The sequence below is a fragment of the Pseudomonas sp. TMB3-21 genome (genome assembly GCF_054898145.1).
Window position 1 is genome coordinate 481,553 of record NZ_CM142718.1, and the last position, 23,745, is coordinate 505,297.

Consider the following 23,745-nt stretch of genomic DNA (forward strand, 5'->3'; position numbering starts at 1 on the left):
ATTAATCCTTCCGCTTTAGAAGCTCGCCACGGGCCGCTTTCTGGGTTTCCGTGAGGATGCCACGCAATATGTTCATTTCCGCCCGGCTGACCGAGCTTCGTCCGTACAACCGGCGCAGGCGCGCCATCAAGTGGCGGGGTTTTTCCGGATCGAGGAATTCGATGGCCACCAGGGTTTGCTCCAGGTGCTCATAGAATCGCTCCAGCTCGTCCATGGTCGCCAGTTCGGCGCTCTTGGTCGAGGCGACTTCTTCCTTTTCAACCTTGCTCGGCTGGCCTTGGGCCGCGAGCCAGGACATGCGCACTTCATAACTCAACACCTGCACCGCCGCCCCGAGGTTCAGCGAGCTGAACTCAGGGTCTGACGGGATGTGCACGTGATAATGACATCGCTGCAGCTCTTCATTGGTCAGGCCGGAATCTTCACGACCGAACACCAAGGCAATTTCGGCGCCTTGCCCTGCTTCCTCGACCACTTTCGTTCCGCACTCACGCGGATCAAGCAGTGGCCAGGGAATGCGACGGTCGCGGGCGCTGGTGCCGAGCACCAGGTTGCAGCCGACCAAGGCATCTTCCAGGGTGGCGACGACCTGAGCGTTTTCAAGGATGTCGCCGGCGCCCGAGGCTCGCGCATCGGCCTCGTGGTGCGGAAACAACCGCGGCTCGACCAGCACCAGCCGCGTCAGGCCCATGTTCTTCATGGCACGCGCTACCCCGCCGATATTGCCGGGGTGGCTGGTATTGACCAGGACGACACGAATGTTATGCAGCAAGGGAGGCGCTCTCGAACACAATAAAGGGGAGCAGAATCTTACAGCGAGACCTACCGTTAAGCTATGAAAGCGAACGTCGTCCTTCACCTGTAGAAACTTTCTGAGTAGAATGCCCGGCTTTCTTTAACAACCTTAGGTGACACATCCATGCAGCCCATGCTGAATATCGCGCTGCGCGCCGCCCGCAGCGCCAGTGAATTGATCTTCCGCTCCATCGAGCGCCTGGATACCATCAAGGTCGACGAAAAAGACGCCAAGGATTACGTATCCGAGGTGGATCGCGCCGCTGAACAGAAAATCATCGATGCGCTGCGCAAGGCTTACCCGAATCACTCGATCATGGGTGAAGAAACCGGCATGCACGCCGGCACCGGGATCGAAGGCGAAGAATACCTGTGGATCATCGACCCACTGGACGGCACCACCAACTTCCTGCGCGGCATTCCTCACTTCGCTGTCAGCATTGCCTGCAAATACCGCGGTCGCCTGGAACACGCTGTTGTTCTGGACCCGGTTCGCCAGGAAGAATTCACCGCCAGCCGTGGTCGCGGCGCTCAACTGAACGGTCGTCGTCTGCGTGTCAGCGGCCGTACCAGCCTTGACGGCGCCCTGCTGGGTACCGGCTTCCCGTTCCGTGACGACCAGATGGACAACCTCGACAACTACCTGGGCATGTTCCGCGCCCTGGTTGGCCAGACCGCCGGCATCCGCCGCGCCGGTTCGGCGAGCCTGGACCTGGCTTACGTTGCAGCCGGTCGTTTCGATGCGTTCTGGGAGTCGGGCCTGTCCGAGTGGGACATGGCTGCAGGCGCCCTGCTGATTCAGGAAGCCGGCGGTTTGGTGAGCGACTTCACCGGCGGTCACGATTTCCTTGAGAAGGGCCACATCGTTGCTGGCAACACCAAATGCTTCAAAGCAGTGCTGACGGCGATCCAGCCGCACCTGCCGGCCTCGCTGAAACGCTAAGTTTGCGGGCACAAAAAAGCACCCTTCGGGGTGCTTTTTTTATGCCTGAAATTTGCCCATGCCTCACCACAGACCCAATGTAGGAGTGAGCCTGCTCGCGATAGCGATGTAACAGTCACCACCTATTTCGAATGATGGATTGCTATCGCGAGCAGGCTCACTCCTACAGGGGGTTTTGCTGTGTCGCTTAAATCCTGGACACAAAAAAGCACCCCGCAGGGTGCTTCTTTATATGCCTTGAATCGAGGCTTACTGAGCCGGCTCGTTCTGCGACAGGATCAACTTGCCTTCTTTGTCGACCGGTATCTTGTCACCCGGCTCGCGATCCATCCGCACTTTGCCTTCCTTGCCATCCAGTGAATAACGAACGTCGTAGCCGACAATCTTGTCGCTGATGTCATTCACCGTGTTGCAGCGTGTCTGGGTCGTGGTGTAGGTGTCGCGATTCTGCATACCCTCCTGCACCTTGTTGCCCGCGTAACCACCGCCGACTGCGCCCGCCACCGTGGCAATCTTCTTGCCCGTGCCGCCGCCGACTTGATTACCCAACAGACCGCCCGCAACCGCACCAAGCGCGGTGCCGAGAATCTGGTGTTGATCTTTGACCGGTGCCTGGCGGGTCACCGCTACGTCCTTGCACACTTCACGTGGCGTCTTGATCTGTTTCTTGACCGGGTCAACGGCTAATACTTGCGCATACTCAGGGCCGCTATTAACCAGGCTGTAGGTGGCAACAGCACCCCCGGCAGTTACACCGACAGCACCCAATACCGCACCAACCAGCAACGACTTGTTCACATGAACCTCCTGACCATCACATGCGGGATAGCCCGCGCTTCTCCCAGCCTTGGAGCATAAAAAAAGGCGCGAGTTCAACACTCGCGCCCTTTTGGCCGACAACTGGAAAACAATCGCCTTTATGGGCGGTCGTCAACTTCCTGATCGGCAACCACCGGGGGAATCAGATCCTCGGTGCTCAGGTTCAGCCAGATCAACACCACGTTGGCGATGTAGATCGACGAGTAAGTACCCGCCAGAACACCGATGAACAACGCCAGCGAGAAACCGAACAGGTTGTCGCCACCGAAGAACAACAGAGCAGCGATCGCCAGTAATGTGGAGATGGATGTCGCCATGGTCCGCAGCAGGGTTTGCGTGGTCGAGATATTGATGTTCTCGATCAGGGTGGCCTTGCGCAGCACGCGGAAGTTCTCACGAACCCGGTCGAACACGACGATGGTGTCGTTGAGCGAGTAACCGATGATCGCCAGCACCGCCGCCAAAACCGTCAGGTCGAAGGTGATCTGGAAGAACGACAGGATACCCAGCGTCACCACCACGTCGTGGATCAGCGAAACGATGGCACCGACCGCGAACTTCCACTGAAAGCGGAAGGCGAGGTAGATCATGATCCCGCCCAGCGCCATCAGCATGCCCAGGCCGCCCTGGTCACGCAGCTCTTCGCCGACCTGCGGGCCAACGAACTCGACGCGCTTGACCACGGCCGGGTTATCGCCGCCGACCTTCTGCAGCGCTTCCGCTACCTGATGACCCAGCTGCGGATCTTCACCCGGCATGCGCACCAGCAAATCGGTGGTCGCGCCGAAGTTCTGTACCACGGCGTCCTGATAACCCGAAGCAACCAGCTGCTCGCGCACCTTGGTGACATCGGCCGGACGCTCGTAGGTCAGCTCGATGAGCGTACCGCCGGTGAAGTCCAGGCCGTAGTTCAGACCTTTGGTGAACCAGCTGAACAACGCCAACAGGGTAAGGAGCACGGTGACGCCGAACGCAACGTTGCGAACGCCCATAAAGTTGATTGTACGTAACATGGCAGCCCCTTAAATCCACAGCTTCTTGAAGTCACGACCGCCGAAGATCAGGTTGACCATAGCGCGGGTCACCAGAATGGCCGTGAACATCGAGGTAAAGATACCGAGGGACATGGTCACCGCAAAACCTTTGACCGGGCCGGTGCCCATGGCAAAGAGAATCCCGCCGACCAGCAATGTGGTCAGGTTGGAGTCGAGAATCGCGGTGAATGCCCGGCCGAAGCCTTCGTTAATGGCGCGCTGGACGGTCATGCCCGCGGCGATCTCTTCACGAATCCGCGAAAAGATCAGCACGTTGGCGTCGACCGCCATACCCATGGTCAGGACGATACCGGCGATACCCGGCAGGGTCAGCGTTGCACCCAGCAGCGACATCAGGGCCAGCAGCAACACCATGTTCACCGACAGCGCGACGGTGGCAATGATGCCGAAGAAGCGGTAGATGGCGATGATGAACAGCGAGACAAACAGCATGCCCCACAGCGATGCATCGATACCCTTGGTGATGTTGTCGGCACCCAGGCTCGGGCCAATGGTGCGCTCTTCAGCGAAGTACATCGGCGCCGCCAGACCACCGGCACGCAACAACAGCGCCAGTTCGGACGACTCACCCTGACCGTTCAGGCCAGTGATGCGGAACTGAGCACCGAGCGGCGACTGGATGGTCGCCAGGCTGATGATCTTCTTCTCTTCCTTGAACGTCTGCACCGCAACGTCTTTCTCGACGCCGTTAACCACTTGCTTGACGTAAGTCGTCACCGGGCGTTGCTCGATGAAGATCACCGCCATGCTGCGACCGACGTTGTTACGCGTCGCACGGTTCATCAGCTCGCCACCGTGACCATCCAGACGGATGTTCACTTCTGGCGTGCCTTGCTCGCCGAAGCCAGCCTTGGCGTCCGTTACCTGGTCACCGGTGATGATCAGGCCACGCTCGATCTGCGCCGCAGGGCGACCGCCTTCGCGGAACTCGAAGCTTTCGGAAGTGGCTTTCGAAGCACCTGGCTCGGCGGCCAGACGGAACTCGAGGTTGGCCGTCTTGCCGAGAATACGCTTGGCTTCTGCAGTGTCCTGCACGCCTGGCAGCTCAACCACGATGCGGTTGGCACCCTGACGCTGAACGATCGGCTCGGCAACACCCAGCTCGTTGACGCGGTTACGTACCGTGGTCAAGTTCTGCTTGATGGAGTATTCGCGGATTTCCGCCAGCTTGGCCGGGGTCATCGCCAGACGCAGTACCGGTTGGCCATTGAGGTCGGCCGGAACAATGTCGAAATCAGTGAAGCTCTTGCGGATCAGCGTACGTGCTTGCTCACGAGCGGCTTCATCGGTGAAGCCCAGCTGAACGGCACCATCGAGTTGCGGCAGGCTGCGATAGCGCAGCTTCTCTTTACGCAACAGGCTCTTGACGTCGCCTTCGTAGACTTTCAAACGTGCGTCGAGGGCTTTGTCCATGTCCACTTCCAGCAGGAAGTGCACACCACCGGACAAGTCCAGACCCAGCTTCATCGGGTGCGCGCCGAGGCTGCGCAGCCATTGCGGCGTGGTTTGTGCCAGGTTCAGTGCGACGACGTAGTCATCACCCAACGCCTTGCGCACAACATCCTTGGCTGGCAATTGGTCTTCAGCCTTGGTCAGGCGAATCAGACCGCCCTTGCCGCCTTCTGCCAGCGTGGCAGCCTTGACGTTGATCCCGGACGCTTTGAGCGCTGCGCTCACACGGTCCAGATCAGCCTGATTGACCTGCAGCGCAGTGCTTGCGCCGCTGACCTGAATGGCCGGGTCATCAGGGTATAAATTGGGAGCGGAATAAACCAGACCGACCGCCAGCACTGCCAGGATCAGAATGTATTTCCACAGAGGGTATTTGTTCAGCATCACGCCGCCCGCTTATGACGCGGGGCGCCTTGCGCGCCCCGTCGATTGAGTAGAAGTTGGAACTTTAGATCGCTTTCAGCGTGCCTTTTGGCAGCGTGGCGGCGATGGCGCCTTTCTGGAATTTCATTTCGACGGTGTCGGAAACTTCCAGAACCACGAAGTCGTCAGCCACTTTAGTGATCTTGCCGGCGATACCACCGGTGGTCACAACTTCGTCGCCTTTTTGCAGGCTGCTCAGCAGGTTCTTCTGCTCTTTGGCGCGCTTGGCCTGTGGACGCCAGATCATCAGGTAGAAGATGACCAGGAAGCCGACCAGGAAAATCCACTCAAAACCGCCACCCATTGGGCCGGCAGCAGCAGGTGCAGCGGCGTCAGCCATGGCATTAGAGATAAAAAAGCTCATTTAGCACTCCAGTTGCAAATGTTGAATCTTGGGGTCAGAAAACTCAGTCCAAAGGCGGAACGGGAAGTCCGCGTTTGGCGTAGAAGGCATCGACAAAGGCGGCCAATGTACCCTGTTGAATAGACTCGCGCAAACCAGCCATAAGCACCTGGTAATGGCGCAAATTGTGGATGGTATTCAACATGCTACCCAGCATTTCGCCGCACTTGTCCAGGTGATGCAGATAAGCGCGGGAGAAGTTCTGGCAGGTGTAGCAATCGCAGGTCGGATCGAGCGGCGAATCATCATGGCGATGGAACGCGTTTCGGATCTTCAGCACGCCTGTATCAATGAACAGATGCCCATTGCGGGCATTACGGGTTGGCATCACGCAATCGAACATGTCCACACCGCGGCGCACACCCTCAACCAGATCTTCCGGTTTGCCAACGCCCATAAGGTAACGAGGTTTGTCAGCGGGCATTTGCCCCGGCAGGTAATCCAGCACCTTGATCATTTCATGCTTGGGTTCGCCCACCGACAGACCGCCAATGGCCAGGCCATCAAAGCCGATGTTGTCGAGGCCTTCCAGCGAACGCATGCGCAAATCCTGGTGCATGCCGCCCTGAACGATGCCGAACAGCGCCGCCGTGTTGTCGCCATGCGCCTCTTTCGAGCGCTTGGCCCAACGCAATGACAACTCCATGGAAATGCGCGCGACGTCTTCATCAGCCGGGTACGGCGTGCATTCGTCGAAAATCATCACGATGTCCGAGCCCAGATCGCGCTGGACCTGCATCGACTCTTCCGGGCCCATGAACACTTTGGCGCCGTCGACCGGAGAAGCGAAGGTCACGCCCTCCTCCTTGATCTTGCGCATCGCGCCCAGGCTGAAGACCTGAAAGCCGCCGGAGTCTGTAAGAATCGGGCCTTTCCACTGCATGAAATCGTGCAGGTCGCCATGCTTCTTGATCACTTCGGTGCCCGGTCGCAGCCACAGGTGGAACGTGTTGCCCAGAATCATTTCCGCGCCAGTCGCGGTGATGTCCCGCGGCAGCATGCCCTTGACCGTGCCGTACGTGCCCACTGGCATGAACGCCGGGGTCTCGACGGTACCGCGCGGGAAGGTCAAACGACCGCGACGAGCCTTGCCGTCAGTAGCAAGCAACTCAAACGACATACGACTTTGGCGACTCATTCTTTGTCCTCAGGGCCACGCGGTGCGGGATTACGGGTGATAAACATCGCATCACCGTAGCTGAAAAAGCGGTATTCATTCTCCACGGCGGCTTTATAAGCGGCCATGGCTTCGGGATAACCGGCGAACGCCGAAACCAGCATCAACAGCGTGGATTCGGGCAAATGGAAGTTGGTGACCAGGGCGTCGACCACATGAAACGGCCGGCCCGGGTAGATAAAGATGTCGGTGTCGCCACTGAACGGCTTGAGCACGCCATCGCGCGCGGCACTTTCCAGCGAACGCACGCTGGTGGTCCCCACCGCCACCACGCGACCGCCGCGAGCGCGGCACGCGGCCACGGCATCGACCACGTCCTGGCCGACTTCCAGCCATTCGGTGTGCATGTGGTGATCTTCGAGCTTCTCGACGCGCACCGGCTGGAACGTACCCGCGCCGACATGCAGCGTAACGAACGCCGTCTCGACGCCCTTGGCGGCAATCGCCTCCAGCAGCGGCTGATCAAAATGCAGCCCCGCCGTCGGCGCCGCCACCGCGCCCAGGCGCTCGGCGTACACGGTTTGATAACGCTCGCGATCCGAGCCTTCATCCGGGCGGTCTATATAAGGAGGCAGCGGCATGTGCCCGACGCGGTCGAGCAACGGCAACACTTCTTCGGCAAACCCCAGTTCGAACAACGCATCGTGACGCGCCAGCATCTCGGCCTCGCCACCGCCATCAATCAGGATCTTCGACCCCGGTTTCGGCGACTTACTGGAGCGCACATGCGCCAGCACGCGATGACTGTCGAGCACCCGCTCGACCAGAATTTCCAGCTTGCCGCCGGAAGCTTTCTGGCCAAAAAGCCGCGCCGGAATCACCCGGGTATTGTTGAACACCATCAAATCGCCCGGGCGTAAATGCTCAAGCAAATCAGTGAATTGACGGTGTGCCAGGGCGCCGCTGACCCCATCAAGGGTCAACAGGCGACTGTTGCGACGCTCGGCCAAAGGATGGCGAGCAATCAGCGAATCAGGGAGCTCGAAAGTAAAGTCAGCAACGCGCATGATGGGGTTCGTCTAGCAGGGCCGGGAAGTCTAGCGGAAATATCAAAAATTCTCTATGTACCTGATTGACCGACGGTAATCTCATCTCTATACTTCGCCGCCATTGAGCCCTGATGGCGGAATTGGTAGACGCGGCGGATTCAAAATCCGTTTTCGCAAGAAGTGGGAGTTCGAGTCTCCCTCGGGGCACCATATAGCAGTATCTGAAAGTCTCTACCAGACTTTCAGACCCAGAGAAACCGGCCACTTGAGCCGGTTTTTTTGTGTCTGGCTATTTACCCCTGCATCCCCGTATCCGTGGTATCCCTGCTTGTATCCTGAGAAAAATACCGAACTTTGGGATACAAGGATGAAGCGCGCAGACATCAAGCGCCGCCCTCTCGCAGACACGACGCTTGCAGCTATCGATGCGGCCAAAGCTGGCTGGCGAAGTAACACACGATGAGAAAAGGCCTCAACCGAGGCCCTTTTTTATCCCAATCAGCTATTTTTTCCTGCAACTTTCAATGTCGTTATGCGCCTTCAGATCGGTGTCGATGCCGAGGCGATACCTACAGTAATCGATGATCCAGTTACGCTCCTGCTCAGTGAGTCGTTCGACTTGACGAACCTCCCCGTCATTGGCGTGGATGTTGTAAAACTTCATCTGAAACGTCGGATGCTTCTTGATGAAAAGGATGGTTTCGATGTCTCCATCTTCCAGCGCTTCGTAATACCCAACGTAGAGCACAGTCACCAGAACTAAAACAATCGAGGCAATCAGCTTCTTCATTCTTGCGGCGCCGGAGGGGGGAGTAGTTGTGTCTTCGCCCTGAGATTCCTGACCAACTCCATGCCTATATTTCCGGGACAGATCTTGCCTTCAGATGCTTGACCTGGGTATTCCCGGTGTCCGCCGAAATGCTTGATCACAAACACACTCTTCAACGCATCAATCAGGTGCATCAACGCAGTGATCTGTGCAGCAGGTATCACGTTGGTAGTGCTGTATCCGAGGCTGTCGAGCGCTGCACGGCCCTTGGCGACCCAATCCCCGCCCTCCTCTGGAGTCGTCAGGTTCTCCAGCAATACAATGCCTATCAAACCTGTATTGAACTTCAAGACGCTCGAACCTTGAAGCCGAATGTCGCGACCTTCATAGACTTGCCCTGTGCAATCAATACCGAAGTGGTAGCCGATATCGTCGTACTTCTGGCTGAGGTGGCCTTTCTGGATTTCCTGCATCTGCTCAGCACCAGGCGTACAGCTGTGGCTACGGCCGGCGTGATGCAGCGCGATCATGGCGTAGTCCCAATCCATCACCATATCTGGTTTGCCTTTCACCGCTCCCCACGATGATCGCTCTACAAATGTCGTGTTCAATGAACGGACCTTTTTGATTATCGCTTCGCGCGTTGCGGCGCGATCATTCACGGTAATCGGTATCGGACACATGAATTCGCCGGGCTTGATCTCCTGGGCGGTGGCTTGAGTTGCAAATGGATTAGTCATTACGCGCCCTCCGCCAGTTCATGGAGTGTCCGAGCCGGAGCGTTGAACATGACGTGCAGTGAAATCTTTGCGTCGGGAGTCGGCGTCTTTACGTGTGCAATACCGTTGGCATCGGTTACGCCCGTGGTCTCTACGCCGTTGACTTTCGCCACGAAGTCGCGAAAAGCCAACGGAGCACCGGTTTCGCTGTCGGTAATGCTGAAGGCTTGACCGTAGGTCTTCTGGATCGCAAGAGGAACCGGAGGTACGAACGGAGCAGGCGTATGTGAATCCCCGATGATTACGGTGCCGGATCCGCCGACTACGACGTCACCGTGTGTTCCTACGCTATCGACGAGTGCAGCGTTTTTTCCATTGATGAAAACGGTCGCTGAAACACCTGAAACCAACGCGCTGCCGCATGTGCAGGTATCCCCCTCCCGAGCGGCGGCAAGTCCATCGAAAAATACGTCAGAAGAACCGGATGCAATAGCTTTGGCGCCATGTCCAGGCATTGGGCACCTGGTCGGATCGGTTAAACGTGCTGCAGGCTTTGCCACAACTGACTCCTTGTCATGATGATCTATGAAAACCGACCCTATCAGAAGTCGATAACCAAGTCCCACCTAGGCTGGATTCAGGTACCTGGCTGGCGTAATGGATTTCGATTTGTAGATCGCTGGGAAATGGGACCCTTATCAATCATCACTTATCCCAAGCGCTAGTAGCAGTCTTACCGTAGCTTGATGAATCCCAATGGTAGCCAGTAGGAAGCAGCGTGTATCACGAACGAGAAATCACTCTGCAGGCCACGGATTATATAGGTTGCACGAATCTCCCTCGGGCACCAAAATTAAGAAAGGTCTTGCTTTGCAAGGCCTTTTTTCTCGCCTGTAGGAAAGTGACTGGCACGCCGCCGACCTGTAGGAGCCGGCTTGCCGGCGATGCTTTTGATCTTCTCGTTCTCGGTTGGTACGACAATTCTCAAGGATTCACCCCATGGAACTGCTGCTGGAAACTGTCGCCCTCTTCTCTCTCAAGCTCGCTTACGAAACGGAGGGGGCGAGTCCGATTCTGCGGGATGATCCGATCATGAGTGATTATGAGCGGGAGGTATTTGGCTTGCTGGTGCGCCGGGGTGATCTCGAGAATATTCAGTTTAGAGTGGCGCACTGCGCAGGTATTGCTCTAGACGCTATAGGCGGGGCTGATACGCCGCTTGGGCGCGAACTGCAACGGTTGTCAGCTGATGTCAGCAATGCGCAGACGATGGAGCAGCTTGATGCTCCGCTGATCGCGTTGAAGGACTATTTGAAAGCTATTCAGTGAATAATCACGTTATGGAAAGTTTGGTAACCCTTTACACCGACTAGCCAGTGGCTAGGGTCTTGGCGGATATGAAAACATATCCGTCCAGCTGTTGATTGCGTCAGCAGACCGCAACGACAGACCTATTCGGCATCACAAGGACGTACCAATGCGGCAGATCGCCCTCAGCAACAAACAACTCAGGGGCATTCCCCGCCGCCTTCGCGCACTGGAACGCTGGGCCGCCAGCTTTCGCGACGAGTTTTACCCGCGATCCGAGCGCATGGAGCGCTACGCACATTGGAAGATCGCGGTGCACGAGGCTTTGGTCGAAGGCCCTCAAGCCAGGATCGAAGTTCAGGCCTTTTGCATTCAGCAACTCCTCGAAGCCGCTAATCACCTGTCCAAAGCCGCTGACCACTCACAAGGTTACTATCGGGTCGCTTGCCTGCTGACGTGGCCATGGGTCTATGGGAGCGAAGTAACCGTCTTCTATGACCGAGACTATTATCTGAGTTTTCTCGGTGAAGCTAACGCGCTCATGCCAGAGCGGATCAGCCATGATCTCGCATTGCACGTACCAGCGAATTTCATCGAGCACGGGCATGACGTCACTCAACCCGACGATGAGGTCGCAGTTCAGTGGTGGTGCATTGGGGAATCGGCATGAGGCCTGAGGGCCTTCGCGAGCACACTTGCTCACAACGCTAAGGCTTCAGGTCTGACAGCGGGATGAGGCAGCCGAGGGAGTAGTTCGAATCTCCCTAGGTTTACATTCTATGCATGCAAAACAAACCGCGCTTCAAGCCTGTGCAACAACTCAAACGTATTCAAAAACGGAACGTTAAGCTGCTCGCAAGTATTAGGGATGATGAATTTACGTTTCACCTCGCGATTCAGCACTTCCAGTGCTTCCTACGATGTGTCGGCCTGCGCAAGCTTGCGGTCGATCTGGCCAAGCAGGTCTTTCAGATCGCGGGGCAAGATGTCCTCGGCCAGGTGCCTAGTTTGACCGGCTCCCTACCGGAAATTGCGTGAATCACATATTACGTATGGCTTCATCCGCCTTAAGCACGAACTCCATTTCGATACCTGCCCCCTTCAACACTTCGGTAACGCGATCAATAAAGGACTCGCCTTGTTGGGGCAATGCGTACAGGCCATTAATACGAATTTTCGGATTTTTACCTTTGGCCGGCGAGTAGCTTTCCAGCAATTCACCGCTTTCAATGAAAGCGATGTATGTGTTGATTTTCTCCTGAAGCAACAGCAAGTGCTCGCCTTGCTGCGCTGCGTCGCCCCATTCTAGGTGGTCAGTGATGACGAGCACGACGGAGTCTGGCTCCCACTCGGGCATTGCAATTATATCGACGATCTTCGTGTCTACAACGGACATGAATGCTCCCTCAGAGGGTCGGATCAGGTCGGAAAATATCGGCTCTGGTCGTTGGGAAGTGGTACCGCCCGGGAAATTGATTTTACATTGCCTCCAACCGCTGCATCGTTTTATTCAATCTCTGAGAAAAACAGGCAAAGGTCTATTTTTCCAACCTAGAAGCGATCTCCTTCCAAATATATCCGTAGTTATATTCCAGCCAACGCACAAGCAGCTTATCGAATTGCCTGCGAAACCAATTGTTCTCCCTAGCCACCCGCCGCTCTTCAATCATGGCATTGAGGGAATCCGGATCGAAGCCCGTCCATACCGTAGGAACGGCAGCTGCAATATTGGTGAAGCAAACCGGAGCTACTTCTGAGTAAAGTATTTCGTAGAGTGTTTCAAGGTCCACGCCTCTTACCTGCTTGGCGATTGAGTCGTAATCTACCGGAAAATCATTAAACGGGTCCGAGAGTGCGACTCTGATGTTTGTCAACTCAGGCTGAGTCAAAGAATATCCCAATGTGAAAACTCGTCTAATTCCTCATCGAGCGAGTCCGTTACCGCTTCGCCTGCTACGCCTCCAGCAATCGTTCCTGCGATTACAACGGCAAACGCGCAAATTGGTGCACCTGGACCACAGAGAGCGCTAACTCCAAGCCCCGCAAGGAGACCACCCACCGCACCGCTTCCAATTATGATGCCTTGACGCGCCGTCTCTTTCGTTTTGTTTTCAGCACTGAGGATTTGATAAGAAGCAAGAGCAGCAGTCACCAGAATACCGAGCTTGCCCATCATCCTCATTTTTTTTGTGCCATTGGTGCATCTGGCATCGTTCCGCCCTGCGGCAGCTAGAACAGCGCGCAGATTAGGACCGTTACCGAAACTATGCATGCTGACACGGCGAGCAATGCTTGCTGACATTGCGCAGTTGCAGCGATGACGGCTGCGCGATAACCTCCCACCGTCGCTGCCAATTCAGCGACCGGGTGTGGAAACCCGCTCAAATCAAGGCGCAACAGCGCCCCAATCACGTTTGCCGGCGCTTTTTTTACGCCGGCAGCGTGAGTTATGGCGGCTGTGCGTGGGACGTCTTCGGGCGTGCCGGTTTCCTTGATTACCGGTTTTCCACCCCGCGCACAGCTGTCACCCATTCGTGTGGAAACGAACGTGGCAGCTCCTCAAATCAAGGAAGTTTGCCAATGACCAGAACAAATCCGCTCAAAATCTGCCTTTCCCCTCTGCGCAATCCCCAATCGCGTAACGCCCTCCCTCACCACATCTCCCTCATCGGAGGTGGCAAGTGACCGATCAATCAGACCTCAAAACCATCGGCCTCACCCCCGCTATCTACTGCGGTGATCAAGCCCTATTCCACGTCACCCGCGGCGTCCCTCTCGGCGACGCATTATCAATGGCTTCCGACTTCCTATCCCTCGCCAAACAGCTCACCGAAGATGCCGCCTACGCCAAAGACACCGACCGCCACGCCTGGGCTGCGCATTATTTGACGGGGTTGAGTAAGGCGTTGGTGGATGATGCGGTGAAGGTGCTTACTCGGGATCGGGTTTCTGCGGCGGCGAAGGCTGAGTGGGCGGCGGAGGGGTTTGGCGCTTAGCGGTTTGATGATGGTGGGATGGGGTTGATGTCGGTCGGTGGCTGGCATCGAGCCTGTGGTTGGGCTGAGGGGTTGTGGCGATACCCTTGAGATCACTGGTGGCTGGGCGGGCGCTATCGCTGGCAAGCCAGCTCCTACAGAGGATTTGTGGGTTGGCTGGCATTTGGGGGTAGCCCGGAATTTCAGGGTTATTTTGAGGTGAGCGGCGGTAATTGACTGCGCGTTCATTGAGCGCTCGGCTCCTAAGATTGCGCACGAATCGGATGCTGTTTCTCACTTGGGATGGCGGGTATACGTCGGTCATCCAGACGCGAGCAGCGCCCCAGCCCATCGAGCAAACGCCGACCGCCAGTCTCATCTAGACTCAATACGTAGTCGCAAGCAGAACCAAACACGTCGCTTTGGTGCCGTTCAATCAAAACCACCATGGCAAGCTGCCTTAATGCCCTTACCAAGGTGCGGCGAAGACCGCATCGGGCACAACAAGATGCCCGTTCAGGGTGCCCTGGCCACCGGCCTGAAATTGCCACGATACCGTGACGTGGTGTGAGTGCCGCAGCCGACACTTTCGGACGAACGACAACCGCCTGGTTTGTCCGTGACCGTGAGGAATGCTGTATGCCTGATGAGATGTTGCACCTGCCGATGGTCAGCAGTCTGCTGGAGCGTCACAAAAGCGCCCCCGGTGCGCTGTTGCCCATTCTTCATGAGATTCAGGCGGGCATCGGTTACATCCCCGCTGCCGCCGTCCCCGAAATTGCCCACGCGCTGAATCAGAGTCAGGCGGAGATTCGCGGGGTGATCAGCTTTTACCATGACTTCCGTACTGCGCCGCCGGCCCGGCATATCCTGCGATTGTGCCGCGCCGAGTCGTGCAAGAGTCGCGGCGCCGAGCAGTTGGCAGCGCAGTTGCGCGAGCGTTTGCAACTGGACGATCACGGCAGCAGCGCCGATGGCAGCATCTGTTTGCGGCCGGTGTATTGCCTAGGCGCTTGCGCGTGTTCGCCCGCGTTGGAGCTGGATGGGCATGTGCATGCGCGACTGAGTGCCGAGCGTCTGGATGCGTTGCTCGACGCCTGTCGGGAGGACGCATGATGCCGCGTTTCTATTTGCCCGGTGATTCGCTTGCGCGGGCCGTGGGTGCCGATGAGGTGGCCGTGGCGTTTGCCACTCAGGCTGGGCAGCGCGAGTTGCCGCTGGACTTTCAGCGCACCAGTTCTCGCGGTTTGTACTGGCTGGAGCCATTGCTGGAAGTCGACACCCCGCAAGGCCGGATCGGCTTCGGGCCGTTGACGGCGGCCGATGTGCCGTCGCTGCTGGATGCGTTGCAAAGCGAGCCTTCCGCGCATCCTTTGGCACTGGGTCTGGTGGAAGAGTTGCCGTATCTCAAATCGCAACAACGCCTGTTGTTCGCCCGCGCCGGCGTTACCCGGCCTCTGTCGCTGGACGATTACCTGGCACACAAAGGTTTCGAGGGTTTGAAAAGGGCCATCGACATCGGCGGCGAACAGACCGCCACTGAAGTCTTCGATTCAGGCCTGCGTGGCCGGGGCGGTGCGGCGTTCCCGGCGGGGATCAAATGGCGCACGGTGCGCGCTACCCCGGCGGCGCAAAAGTACATCGTGTGCAACGCCGACGAAGGCGACTCCGGCACCTTCGCCGACCGCATGCTGATGGAGGGTGATCCATTCCTGCTGATCGAAGGCATGGCCATCGCGGGGATAACCGTCGGCGCCAGCTATGGCTACATCTACGTGCGCTCGGAATATCCCCAAGCCGTGGCCACGTTGAACGAGGCTTTACACATCGCCCGAACCAACGGTTATCTCGGCGCGAACGTAGGCGGCAGCGGCCACGCCTTCGACATGGAAGTGCGCGTCGGTGCTGGCGCGTACATCTGCGGTGAGGAAACCGCACTGCTGGATTCGCTCGAAGGCAAGCGCGGCATCGTCCGCGCCAAGCCGCCGATTCCTGCATTGCAAGGTTTGTTCGGTTTGCCAACGCTGGTGCACAACGTGATAACGCTGGCCTCGGTGCCGCTGATTCTCGCCAAAGGCGCGCAGTTCTATCGCGATTACGGCATGGGCCGTTCGCTGGGCACGATGCCCTTCCAACTCGCGGGCAACATCAAGCACGGCGGGCTGGTGGAGCGCGCCTTCGGCCTGACGTTGCGGGAACTGGTGGAAGACTACGGCGGCGGCACCGCCAGTGGTCGTCCGCTGAAAGCTGCTCAAGTCGGCGGCCCACTCGGCACCTGGGTGCCGCCGTCGCAATTCGATACGCCGCTGGATTACGAAGCGTTCACCGCCATCGGCGCAATGCTCGGCCACGGCGGCGTGGTGGTGGCGGACGACAGTCTGGACATGGCGCAGATGGCGCGCTTTGCGATGCAGTTCTGCGCCGAGGAATCCTGTGGCAAATGCACGCCCTGCCGCATCGGTTCGACCCGTGGCGTCGAGGTGATTGATCGCTTGCTCGCCACGCCCGAACAAAGTGCTCGCGACGAGCAGGCGCTGGTCCTCAAGGACCTGTGCGACACCATGCAATACGGTTCGCTGTGTGCCTTGGGCGGCATGGCCCCTTTCCCGGTGGCCAGCGCTCTCAAGTACTTTCCCGCCGACTTCGGTCTGCAGCCCTCGGAGGCCGACCAATGATCACGCTCTTCGACCCGAAAACCGACATCGATCTCGGCACTCCGGCGCGCGACAGCCAGGTGCAAATCACGTTGAACATTGATGGCCGCAGCATCAGCGTGCCCGAAGGCACTTCGGTGATGCGCGCCGCCGCTCTGATGGGCACCACCATTCCGAAACTGTGCGCCACCGACAGCCTGGAAGCGTTCGGTTCCTGCCGCATGTGCCTGGTGGAAATCGACGGGATGCGCGGCTATCCGGCGTCCTGCACCACGCCGGTGGTTGCAGGCATGAACGTGCGCACCCAGACGCCGAAGCTCGCGACGCTGCGGCGCAACGTCATGGAGTTGTACATCTCCGATCACCCGCTGGACTGCCTGACCTGCTCGGCCAACGGCAACTGCGAGCTGCAAACCGTCGCCGGCCAGGTTGGCTTGCGCGAGGTGCGTTACGGTTACGAAGGCGACAACCATCTCGCCGATGTCAAAGACACATCCAACCCATATTTCGATTACGACCCGAGCAAGTGCATCGTCTGCAACCGCTGCGTACGCGCCTGTGAAGAAACCCAGGGCACGTTTGCCCTGACCATTACCGGGCGCGGTTTTGAATCGCGGATCGCGGCGGCCGGTGGCGATAATTTCCTTGAGTCAGAATGCGTGTCTTGCGGCGCCTGCGTGCAAGCCTGCCCGACCGCGACGCTGATCGAAAAAAGCGTGGTGGAACTGGGTCAGCCGGAACACAGCGTGATCACCACCTGTGCGTATTGCGGCGTCGGTTGTTCGTTCCGCGCCGAGATGAAAGGCGACACGCTGGTGCGCATGGTTCCGGACAAAAACGGTCAGGCCAACCACGGCCACTCTTGCGTCAAGGGGCGCTTTGCCTGGGGTTACGCCACTCACCCGGATCGCATCACCAAACCGATGATCCGCAAACACATTAGCGACCCGTGGCAGGAAGTCAGTTGGGACGAAGCGGTGACTTATGCCGCCAGTGAATTCCGTCGGCTGCAGCAAACCTACGGTCGCGATTCGATTGGTGGGATTACCTCCAGCCGCTGTACCAATGAAGAAACTTATCTGGTGCAAAAACTGGTGCGCGCTGCGTTCGGCAACAACAACGTCGACACCTGTGCGCGGGTCTGCCATTCGCCGACCGGCTATGGCCTGAAACAAACCCTGGGCGAGTCGGCCGGTACGCAGAGTTTCGACTCGGTGATGCAGGCTGATGTGATTCTGGTGATGGGCGCCAACCCCAGCGACGCCCACCCGGTGTTCGCTTCGCAATTGAAACGGCGCTTGCGTGAAGGTGCGCGGCTGATCGTCATCGACCCACGCCGCATTGATCTGGTGGATTCGGTGCACGCCCGCGCCGAACTGCATTTGGCGCTGCGGCCGGGCACTAACGTCGCCATGCTCAACGCGTTGGCGCACGTCATCGTCACCGAAGGCCTGCTCAATCAGGCCTTCATTGATGAACGCTGCGAGGGCAGCGATTTCGCTCGCTGGAGTGAAATGGTCAGCCGCGCCGACAACTCGCCGGAAATGCTCGGCCCGGTCTGCGGCGTCGACCCCGCCGACATTCGCGCCGCCGCCCGTTTGTATGCCGGCGCTGGCAATGCGGCGATCTACTACGGACTGGGCATCACCGAGCACAGTCAGGGCAGCACCGCGGTCATGGGCATCGCCAACCTCGCGATGGCCACCGGCAACATCGGCCGCGAAGGCGTCGGCGTGAACCCGTTGCGCGGGCAGAACAACGTGCAGGGTTCCTGCGACATGGGCTCCTTCCCGCACGAGTTGCCCGGCTACCGGCACATCTCCAACGAGGTGGTGCGCACGCAGTTTGAACAGGCGTGGAACGTCACCCTGCAACCCGAGCCGGGGCTGCGCATTCCCAACATGTTCGAAGCAGCGCTGGGCGGCAGCTTCAAGGGTTTGTATTGCCAGGGCGAAGACATCGTCCAGAGCGACCCGAATACCCAGCACGTGACCGCGGCGATGTCGGCCATGGAATGCGTGGTGGTGCAGGATATTTTCCTCAACGAAACCGCCAAGTACGCCCACGTGTTTCTGCCGGGCAGTTCGTTTCTGGAAAAAGACGGCACGTTCACCAACGCCGAGCGGCGCATTTCACGGGTGCGCAAAGTCATGGAACCGCTGGGCGGCAAGGCCGATTGGGAAGGCACTGTGGCGCTGGCCAACGCCTTGGGTTACCCGATGAATTACCAGCATCCTTCGCAAATCATGGATGAAATCGCCAGCCTGACGCCGACCTTCAGCAACGTCAGCTACGCCGAACTGGAGCGACACGGCAGCCTGCAATGGCCGTGCAACGCCGCCGCACCAGACGGCACGCCGACCATGCACATCGAGCAATTCGTGCGCGGCAAGGGACGGTTCATGCTCACCGGCTACGTGCCCACCGAGGAAAAGGTCAACGGTCGCTATCCGCTGTTGCTGACCACCGGGCGCATTCTCAGCCAGTACAACGTCGGCGCGCAGACGCGGCGCACCGACAACGTCGCGTGGCACGCTGAAGACCGTCTGGAAATTCACCCGACCGATGCGGAAAGCCGTGGCATCAATGAAGGTGACTGGGTCGGCATCGGCAGCCGCGCCGGGCAGACCGTGCTTCGCGCGCGGATCACCGAACGGGTCGCGCCGGGCGTGGTGTACACCACGTTCCACTTCCCGGAGTCGGGTGCCAACGTCATCACCACCGACAACTCCGACTGGGCCACCAACTGTCCCGAGTACAAGGTCACCGCTGTGGAAGTCAGCCGCGTCTACCACCCTTCCGAGTGGCAAAAACGCTATCAGGCGTTCAGTGATGAACAGGACCGTTTGCTCAAGGATCGCCGGCAGGCCCGTGGGGCGAAAGCGGAGGTACGCCGATGAGCACTGCCAACCTGATCAAAATGGCCAACCAGATCGCCAATTACTTCGCCAGCCAGACGGACCATGAACAGGCGGTACTCGGCGTGCGCAATCACCTGCAGATGTTCTGGGCGCCGAGCATGCGCAAGGAATTGCTCGCCTGGCAGACCGAGCATCAGGGCGCGGAGTTGCATCCGCTGGCGCAGGAGGCAGTCAGCGGGGCGGGTTGGGGAGCTTGACGCTCTCAAGCCTGGCCTGAAACCTGTGGGAGTGAGCCTGCTCGCGATAACGCTGTATCAGCCACCCGAAATGGTGAATGCCCCCATCGCGAGCAGGCTCGCTACCACAATAGGCATGGTCGAACCCCAACTAGAGTACGCATCCATACACTGTGGGAGCGAGCCTGCTCGCGATGGCGTCAAGTCAGCCAACATTGATGTTGAATGTGCTGGCCTCATCGCGAGCAGGCTCGCTCCTACCGGGGTTGTGTTTGAGAAGACTCAGAGCAAATGCTGGGAGATCAATTTGGAGATCTCGACCATCGACGTCCTGCCCGTGAACTCGAACTTCACTCTGCCCAGCGACGAGAAATAGATCTCCAGTTCTGAATCCAGATCAAACGTGCCGGACGTTTCGACCGAGTACGCGACGATGTTTTTATACGGCAGCGAAGTAAAATCTTTCTTGCTGCCTGTCAGGCCCTGCACGTTGACCGCGATGATGCGCTTGTTGGTAAACACCACGCCGTCGCGCATGGATTTATAGGAGTCGATAACTCGCTCGTCGTCCAGCAACAGTGCGGTGACGCGCTCAGCGTATTCGTCGTTTTGCTTGAGCTTGAAAAAGCCTTTGTTGTTGAAATCAATCATCTGCAATTCCCTGTTTTCAAATGAACAGCTAAGCCGAATGCACGGGCAGTACCACCAGCGCTTCCAGGCCAACGATAGACCGATTACGCAGGCTCAACTCGCCGCCGTGTTCCAACACAATCGCACGCGCCGCGGATAATCCCAAACCGACACCGCCGGTGCTTTTGTTTCGCGAGCCTTCCAGGCGGAAGAACGGTGCGAAAACCTGTTCAAGGCTGGCTTCCGGAATCCCCGGCCCACAATCCAGTACTTTGATCCGCACTTCCCCAGCAGTGGGAAACAGTTCGACCGCCGGTTCAGTGGCGTACTTGATCGCGTTATCCAGCAGATTGGTCATCACGCGCTTGAGCCCGGACGGCCGCCCGAAATACACCAGCCGCGCCGGCCCTTCAAAGGCAATGTCGGCACCTTGATCGCGGTAATCATCCAGCAACGTTTGCAGCAGTTCCGCCAGGTCAAAGTGGGTGGCCGGTTCCAGTCGCGCATCGTCGCGGAAAAAATCCAGCGCCGAATTGATCATCGCCTGCATTTCATCCACGTCGCTGAAAAGCCGCTGCTGTTGCGCGGCATCTTCGATGAATTCGCCGCGCAGTCGCATTCGCGTCAAAGGCGCGCGCAGGTCATGGGAGATGGCGGCGAGCATTTGCGTGCGGTCGCGGATGAAGTGTTGCAGTTGGGCCTGCATGGCGTTGAAGGCGAGGATGGCCTGACGAATTTCCTGCGGGCCGAGCGGCTCGATGGGTGGGGCACGAAAGTCGACACCGAAACGGCGCGCGCCTTCGGTAAAGTGTTGCAGGGGCGTGGCGAGGCGGCGCGTGGCAATCAGTGCGACCAGGGCCGTGGAAATCAGCGCCAGCAACATGATGATCAGCACGCGTGGCGTTTCATCCAGGCCCCAACTGCGGGCGGGCGGCGAGAACATCAGCCACGAGCCATCGGTCAGTTCTATCAGCAGCGCGTAACGCGCGTCTGCCGAGGGCTCGGCCCAGTCGCTGGGCTCGTAGGTTTCGATGCGTCGGTTCGCGGAATTGAGCAAGGGTTGCAGAATTCTGGAGCCGTCTTCGGAAATCTGGTCCTCCACGGGCGGCAGATTCAGACCCTGTCGATCACGGTGCCAACTGACGATGAAGCCCTCCTCGCTGGCAGCGTGGGCCAACTGGCCACGCAACGCTGCCGGGGCGGCTTCGATGATGCGAGTGACGGCCGCAGCCTTTTCCAGCAAGCCGATTTCCGTCAGCGAAGGACGTGCCCACACGCCGGCCAGCTGGATAAACAAGCCATTGAGCACTAGCGAAATCAGCATCGCCAAGAGGATCGTCAAAGCGATCCAGCGCGCCACCGTATCGCGGCGAATCCACCTCAGCCAATTCATCGCCGGGTCACGCTGGGCGTGAACAGATAACCGCCATTGCGCACGGTGCGAATCATCGCCGGGCGCTTGGTGTCGGATTCGAGTTTGCGCCGCAAGCGGCTGACCTGGACGTCGATGCTGCGATCGAACGCGTCGTGGCAATGCCCGCGCGCCAGGTCCAGCAGTTGCTCGCGGGTGAGGATGCGCTGGGGGTGTTCGACGAAGACCAGCAGCAAATCGAATTCGCCGGCCGAGAGCGGGATCATCACGTTGTCGGGCGAGCGTAATTCGCGGCGGGTGACGTCCAGGTGCCAGTCGGCGAAGTCGATCAGCGGCCGGGGTCGTTCCTGCGTCAGCGGCCGACGATCGTCGACGCGGCGCAACACGGCGCGCACGCGGGCCAGCAGTTCGCGGGCGTCGAAAGGTTTGGTCAGGTAATCGTCGGCGCCGAGTTCAAGGCCGACGACCCGATCACTGAGCTCGCCCATGGCGGTGAGCATGATTACGGGTATCGCGTGGCGAATACGCAATTGCTGGCACAGGACCAGTCCGCTGTCGCCGGGCAACATCACGTCAAGAATGATCAGGTCCGGCGGCTGGCCCTCGATGGCCGCCCACAGCGACGCGCCGTCGGTGGCGACGGCGACACTGTAGCCGTGCTGCACGAAAAACTTTTTCAGCAGATCGAGAACTTCGAGGTCGTCGTCGACAATTAAAAGGCTGTTCACCGAAGGTCACTTGAGGGCCGAATGGAAGCGTCATCTAAAACCATTAACGGCGTCGCGTCATATATTTCAACACTGCAATAAAGCGTCAGCGCCGCAACATTCCAGACATCTTCGCGCAAGCCTCGGGGCCCAGCATCACGGCCACTTCCTCCCACCCGAGACTTGCGTCCATGCTGCCTTTCAACTGTGCTCCCTGGCTGGCCCGAAACACTTCGATTGTCATGATGGTTGCAGGACTGGCGGGTTGCAGCAGCCAGTCGCCGGCGGATACGCAGGTCAATTGCGCCGACATTGCCTATTCGGTGTACGACCCGGTTGAACCGCTCAATCGCGGGGTCTTCGCCTTTAACCGGGTCGTTGACGATTACGCCCTGGCACCGATCGCTCGCGGCTATCGCTACTTGCCGAACTTTTTCCAGACGGGTGTGCATAACTTCGTGGAAAACTTCGGTGAGCCAAAGGTGTTCATCAACGACGTGCTGCAAGGCAACCCAATGCGTTCGGTCAACACGCTGGGACGCTTCGCGCTTAACACCACGGTCGGCGTGCTCGGCTTGATCGACGTCTCGGGCATGGCCGGCATACCGCGCCACGAGGCAGACTTCGGCCAGACGTTCGGCGTGTGGGGCATCGGTAACGGACCGATTCTCGAGTTGCCGTTATTCGGCACATCCAACAGCCGCGATGCGGCCGGACGAGTGCTGAGTTTTGTGGTCGACCCCCTGGGCAGCAACAGCGACACCGTCGAGACGCTGTCCACGATCAACACCGTCGGCGGCATCATTGACGGTCGCGCAGAAGCCTTGCCGCTGACCGACAGCCTGCAAAAACTGCCGGACTATTACAGCGCCTTGCGCAACGTGGTGGCCGAGCATCGCGCGGCGTTCGTGGCCGATGGCAAGCAAGGCTCACCGGATAACACCAAACCGCAATGCATAGGAGCATCGGCCGATGGCTTCTGAACAGCAAAGTCTGATTCTGCAGCAACGGGTGGCCTGGCAGGACCCGGCTAACCTGCATTGCCGGGAAATCACCCTGCGTCTATCGCCGGACTGTCGCCAACTGGTGCTCAGCCGCTACACCGAACACTACGGCCCGGCGCTGGTGCGGTGGATCGAGCGCAGTCATACGGTGATGGTGAGCGATGTGTTTCGGTGGCTGGTGGCGAATGGGGAGTTGGAGGTGGTCAGATCGGGAACCGAGTGACGATGATGTATTGTTGAAAATGATTGCCAAAACCCGGTTACATACTTTAAGCCTAAATGCCGCTCCAACACGCTTCATCGCATTGACTCCAGGGGATCCGTCGCCGAAAATCACCGCAATCGCGCCCAGACCTCTGGTGCTGGCTAGTCCGGCATTATGTTCGGGCCTTCTTTTTTCTGGGACATGGAATGTTGCAGCAATCAGCCCCGCCGAAACCGTTCCGGTCCTATC

25 protein-coding genes, 1 tRNA gene and 2 pseudogenes are annotated in these 23,745 nt (G+C 58.6%); 11 read left to right on the plus strand and 17 right to left on the minus strand.

The features are described from left to right. Position 1: 1 nt before the first annotated feature. Positions 2-772 carry a tRNA (cytosine(32)/uridine(32)-2'-O)-methyltransferase TrmJ gene (gene trmJ / locus ACYZTS_RS02315; RefSeq protein ID WP_461993735.1) on the minus strand — a complete coding sequence of 257 codons (771 nt, stop codon included), beginning with the start codon at positions 770-772 and terminating at the stop codon, positions 2-4. 147 nt (positions 773-919) lie between these two features. On the opposite strand from trmJ, the gene suhB reads away from it, so the two are divergent. Further along, on the plus strand, positions 920-1,738 hold the full coding sequence (gene suhB, locus ACYZTS_RS02320) for a type III secretion system regulator SuhB (RefSeq protein WP_008014726.1): 819 nt from the start codon (positions 920-922) through the stop codon (positions 1,736-1,738). A 249-nt stretch (positions 1,739-1,987) separates the two neighbouring features. On the opposite strand, the gene ACYZTS_RS02325 is transcribed toward suhB, so the two are convergent. The 6 genes from ACYZTS_RS02325 to queA form a co-directional block, all read right to left on the minus strand. Next, a complete protein-coding gene (locus tag ACYZTS_RS02325) occupies positions 1,988-2,536 on the minus strand; it encodes a glycine zipper 2TM domain-containing protein (protein ID WP_028624194.1) in 549 nt (182 codons plus the stop codon). A gap of 119 nt (positions 2,537-2,655) precedes the next feature. After that, positions 2,656-3,570: a protein translocase subunit SecF gene (secF, locus tag ACYZTS_RS02330; RefSeq protein WP_028624195.1), complete on the minus strand. Its 915-nt coding sequence runs from the start codon at positions 3,568-3,570 to the stop codon at positions 2,656-2,658. A gap of 9 nt (positions 3,571-3,579) precedes the next feature. Beyond that, positions 3,580-5,448 carry a protein translocase subunit SecD gene (secD, locus tag ACYZTS_RS02335; protein WP_461993738.1) on the minus strand — a complete coding sequence of 623 codons (1,869 nt, stop codon included), beginning with the start codon at positions 5,446-5,448 and terminating at the stop codon, positions 3,580-3,582. Between the two features lie 64 nt (positions 5,449-5,512). Beyond that, positions 5,513-5,851, minus strand: a complete 339-nt coding sequence (gene yajC, locus ACYZTS_RS02340; protein ID WP_007916913.1) for a preprotein translocase subunit YajC — start codon at positions 5,849-5,851, stop codon at positions 5,513-5,515. A 43-nt stretch (positions 5,852-5,894) separates the two neighbouring features. After that, on the minus strand, positions 5,895-7,010 hold the full coding sequence (gene tgt, locus ACYZTS_RS02345) for a tRNA guanosine(34) transglycosylase Tgt (protein ID WP_461996331.1): 1,116 nt from the start codon (positions 7,008-7,010) through the stop codon (positions 5,895-5,897). A 14-nt stretch (positions 7,011-7,024) separates the two neighbouring features. After that, positions 7,025-8,074: a tRNA preQ1(34) S-adenosylmethionine ribosyltransferase-isomerase QueA gene (gene queA / locus ACYZTS_RS02350; protein ID WP_461993740.1), complete on the minus strand. Its 1,050-nt coding sequence runs from the start codon at positions 8,072-8,074 to the stop codon at positions 7,025-7,027. A gap of 107 nt (positions 8,075-8,181) precedes the next feature. On the opposite strand from queA, the gene ACYZTS_RS02355 reads away from it, so the two are divergent. Further along, positions 8,182-8,266, plus strand: a tRNA-Leu gene (locus tag ACYZTS_RS02355). Between the two features lie 292 nt (positions 8,267-8,558). Here ACYZTS_RS02355 and ACYZTS_RS02360 read toward each other — a convergent pair. Genes ACYZTS_RS02360 through ACYZTS_RS02370 form a run of 3 tightly spaced genes read right to left on the minus strand, consistent with a single transcriptional unit; the run spans position 8,559 to position 10,131 of the window. Next, complete coding sequence (locus ACYZTS_RS02360; RefSeq protein ID WP_461993742.1) at positions 8,559-8,846, minus strand: hypothetical protein; 288 nt, start codon at positions 8,844-8,846, stop codon at positions 8,559-8,561. After that, positions 8,843-9,565, minus strand: a complete 723-nt coding sequence (locus tag ACYZTS_RS02365) for an N-acetylmuramoyl-L-alanine amidase (protein WP_461993744.1) — start codon at positions 9,563-9,565, stop codon at positions 8,843-8,845. The genes ACYZTS_RS02360 and ACYZTS_RS02365 overlap by 4 nt, the downstream gene beginning before the upstream one ends. Then, positions 9,565-10,131, minus strand: coding sequence for a PAAR domain-containing protein (locus tag ACYZTS_RS02370; protein WP_461996333.1), 567 nt, complete (start codon positions 10,129-10,131; stop codon positions 9,565-9,567). Before ACYZTS_RS02370 ends, ACYZTS_RS02365 begins: the two co-directional genes overlap by 1 nt. 412 nt (positions 10,132-10,543) lie before the next feature. Between ACYZTS_RS02370 and ACYZTS_RS02375 the strand changes: the two genes are divergently transcribed. Together ACYZTS_RS02375 and ACYZTS_RS02380 are read left to right on the plus strand one after the other, a co-directional pair. Next, positions 10,544-10,873, plus strand: a complete 330-nt coding sequence (locus tag ACYZTS_RS02375; RefSeq protein WP_461993746.1) for a hypothetical protein — start codon at positions 10,544-10,546, stop codon at positions 10,871-10,873. Between the two features lie 148 nt (positions 10,874-11,021). After that, positions 11,022-11,522: a DUF3916 domain-containing protein gene (locus ACYZTS_RS02380; RefSeq protein WP_461993748.1), complete on the plus strand. Its 501-nt coding sequence runs from the start codon at positions 11,022-11,024 to the stop codon at positions 11,520-11,522. Positions 11,523-11,629: 107 nt separating this feature from the next. Here ACYZTS_RS02380 and ACYZTS_RS02385 read toward each other — a convergent pair. The 4 genes and pseudogenes from ACYZTS_RS02385 to ACYZTS_RS02400 form a co-directional block, all read right to left on the minus strand. Further along, positions 11,630-11,758, minus strand: a pseudogene (locus ACYZTS_RS02385) (DUF4411 family protein); the annotation flags it as partial. Positions 11,759-11,891: 133 nt separating this feature from the next. Then, a complete protein-coding gene (locus tag ACYZTS_RS02390) occupies positions 11,892-12,248 on the minus strand; it encodes a DUF6572 domain-containing protein (protein WP_461993750.1) in 357 nt (118 codons plus the stop codon). A 142-nt stretch (positions 12,249-12,390) separates the two neighbouring features. Then, complete coding sequence (locus tag ACYZTS_RS02395; protein WP_461993752.1) at positions 12,391-12,753, minus strand: DUF7079 family protein; 363 nt, start codon at positions 12,751-12,753, stop codon at positions 12,391-12,393. Continuing rightward, positions 12,738-13,055: pseudogene (locus ACYZTS_RS02400) on the minus strand (hypothetical protein); the annotation flags it as partial. The gene ACYZTS_RS02395 and the pseudogene ACYZTS_RS02400, both read right to left, overlap by 16 nt. A gap of 478 nt (positions 13,056-13,533) precedes the next feature. On the opposite strand from ACYZTS_RS02400, the gene ACYZTS_RS02405 reads away from it, so the two are divergent. The 5 genes from ACYZTS_RS02405 to ACYZTS_RS02425 all read left to right on the plus strand — a co-directional run bounded on the left by ACYZTS_RS02405 (position 13,534) and on the right by ACYZTS_RS02425 (position 19,599). After that, positions 13,534-13,848, plus strand: a complete 315-nt coding sequence (locus ACYZTS_RS02405; RefSeq protein WP_461993754.1) for a DUF3077 domain-containing protein — start codon at positions 13,534-13,536, stop codon at positions 13,846-13,848. 618 nt (positions 13,849-14,466) lie between these two features. Beyond that, positions 14,467-14,943, plus strand: coding sequence for a formate dehydrogenase subunit gamma (locus ACYZTS_RS02410; protein WP_461993756.1), 477 nt, complete (start codon positions 14,467-14,469; stop codon positions 14,941-14,943). Next, positions 14,940-16,502: a formate dehydrogenase beta subunit gene (locus ACYZTS_RS02415; RefSeq protein WP_461993758.1), complete on the plus strand. Its 1,563-nt coding sequence runs from the start codon at positions 14,940-14,942 to the stop codon at positions 16,500-16,502. Before ACYZTS_RS02410 ends, ACYZTS_RS02415 begins: the two co-directional genes overlap by 4 nt. Continuing rightward, positions 16,499-19,381 (plus strand): formate dehydrogenase subunit alpha, encoded by a 2,883-nt coding sequence (fdhF, locus tag ACYZTS_RS02420; RefSeq protein WP_461993760.1) that lies wholly within the window; start codon positions 16,499-16,501, stop codon positions 19,379-19,381. Before ACYZTS_RS02415 ends, fdhF begins: the two co-directional genes overlap by 4 nt. Next, a complete protein-coding gene (locus ACYZTS_RS02425) occupies positions 19,378-19,599 on the plus strand; it encodes a formate dehydrogenase subunit delta (RefSeq protein ID WP_028623504.1) in 222 nt (73 codons plus the stop codon). The genes fdhF and ACYZTS_RS02425 overlap by 4 nt, the downstream gene beginning before the upstream one ends. 261 nt (positions 19,600-19,860) lie before the next feature. On the opposite strand, the gene ACYZTS_RS02430 is transcribed toward ACYZTS_RS02425, so the two are convergent. Genes ACYZTS_RS02430 through ACYZTS_RS02440 form a run of 3 tightly spaced genes read right to left on the minus strand, consistent with a single transcriptional unit; the run spans position 19,861 to position 22,308 of the window. Continuing rightward, positions 19,861-20,229, minus strand: a complete 369-nt coding sequence (locus tag ACYZTS_RS02430; protein ID WP_028623506.1) for a PH domain-containing protein — start codon at positions 20,227-20,229, stop codon at positions 19,861-19,863. Positions 20,230-20,257: 28 nt separating this feature from the next. After that, a complete protein-coding gene (locus ACYZTS_RS02435) occupies positions 20,258-21,601 on the minus strand; it encodes a sensor histidine kinase (RefSeq protein WP_461993763.1) in 1,344 nt (447 codons plus the stop codon). After that, a complete protein-coding gene (locus ACYZTS_RS02440) occupies positions 21,598-22,308 on the minus strand; it encodes a response regulator (RefSeq protein WP_028623508.1) in 711 nt (236 codons plus the stop codon). Before ACYZTS_RS02440 ends, ACYZTS_RS02435 begins: the two co-directional genes overlap by 4 nt. A gap of 170 nt (positions 22,309-22,478) precedes the next feature. Between ACYZTS_RS02440 and ACYZTS_RS02445 the strand changes: the two genes are divergently transcribed. Together ACYZTS_RS02445 and ACYZTS_RS02450 are read left to right on the plus strand one after the other, a co-directional pair. Beyond that, the gene (locus ACYZTS_RS02445) at positions 22,479-23,270 is read left to right on the plus strand and encodes an MlaA family lipoprotein (protein WP_461993765.1); all 792 of its coding nucleotides are present in this window, start codon (positions 22,479-22,481) and stop codon (positions 23,268-23,270) included. Next, entirely contained in the window at positions 23,260-23,514 is a 255-nt protein-coding gene (locus tag ACYZTS_RS02450) for a hypothetical protein (RefSeq protein ID WP_461993767.1), read from the plus strand. The genes ACYZTS_RS02445 and ACYZTS_RS02450 overlap by 11 nt, the downstream gene beginning before the upstream one ends. Positions 23,515-23,745 lie beyond the last annotated feature (231 nt).

Bases quoted from the DNA above. Each gene is read 5' to 3' on its own strand.
- suhB (WP_008014726.1), top strand. From the start codon at position 920: ATGCAGCCCATGCTGAATATCGCGCTGCGCGCCGCCCGCAGCGCCAGT.
- secF (WP_028624195.1), bottom strand. From the start codon at position 3,570: ATGTTACGTACAATCAACTTTATGGGCGTTCGCAACGTTGCGTTCGGC.
- secD (WP_461993738.1), bottom strand. From the start codon at position 5,448: ATGCTGAACAAATACCCTCTGTGGAAATACATTCTGATCCTGGCAGTG.
- yajC (WP_007916913.1), bottom strand. From the start codon at position 5,851: ATGAGCTTTTTTATCTCTAATGCCATGGCTGACGCCGCTGCACCTGCT.
- tgt (WP_461996331.1), bottom strand. From the start codon at position 7,010: ATGTCGTTTGAGTTGCTTGCTACTGACGGCAAGGCTCGTCGCGGTCGT.
- queA (WP_461993740.1), bottom strand. From the start codon at position 8,074: ATGCGCGTTGCTGACTTTACTTTCGAGCTCCCTGATTCGCTGATTGCT.
- ACYZTS_RS02360 (WP_461993742.1), bottom strand. From the start codon at position 8,846: ATGAAGAAGCTGATTGCCTCGATTGTTTTAGTTCTGGTGACTGTGCTC.
- ACYZTS_RS02365 (WP_461993744.1), bottom strand. From the start codon at position 9,565: ATGACTAATCCATTTGCAACTCAAGCCACCGCCCAGGAGATCAAGCCC.
- ACYZTS_RS02375 (WP_461993746.1), top strand. From the start codon at position 10,544: ATGGAACTGCTGCTGGAAACTGTCGCCCTCTTCTCTCTCAAGCTCGCT.
- ACYZTS_RS02380 (WP_461993748.1), top strand. From the start codon at position 11,022: ATGCGGCAGATCGCCCTCAGCAACAAACAACTCAGGGGCATTCCCCGC.
- ACYZTS_RS02390 (WP_461993750.1), bottom strand. From the start codon at position 12,248: ATGTCCGTTGTAGACACGAAGATCGTCGATATAATTGCAATGCCCGAG.
- ACYZTS_RS02410 (WP_461993756.1), top strand. From the start codon at position 14,467: ATGCCTGATGAGATGTTGCACCTGCCGATGGTCAGCAGTCTGCTGGAG.
- ACYZTS_RS02415 (WP_461993758.1), top strand. From the start codon at position 14,940: ATGATGCCGCGTTTCTATTTGCCCGGTGATTCGCTTGCGCGGGCCGTG.
- fdhF (WP_461993760.1), top strand. From the start codon at position 16,499: ATGATCACGCTCTTCGACCCGAAAACCGACATCGATCTCGGCACTCCG.
- ACYZTS_RS02425 (WP_028623504.1), top strand. From the start codon at position 19,378: ATGAGCACTGCCAACCTGATCAAAATGGCCAACCAGATCGCCAATTAC.
- ACYZTS_RS02430 (WP_028623506.1), bottom strand. From the start codon at position 20,229: ATGATTGATTTCAACAACAAAGGCTTTTTCAAGCTCAAGCAAAACGAC.
- ACYZTS_RS02435 (WP_461993763.1), bottom strand. From the start codon at position 21,601: ATGAATTGGCTGAGGTGGATTCGCCGCGATACGGTGGCGCGCTGGATC.
- ACYZTS_RS02445 (WP_461993765.1), top strand. From the start codon at position 22,479: ATGCTGCCTTTCAACTGTGCTCCCTGGCTGGCCCGAAACACTTCGATT.
- ACYZTS_RS02450 (WP_461993767.1), top strand. From the start codon at position 23,260: ATGGCTTCTGAACAGCAAAGTCTGATTCTGCAGCAACGGGTGGCCTGG.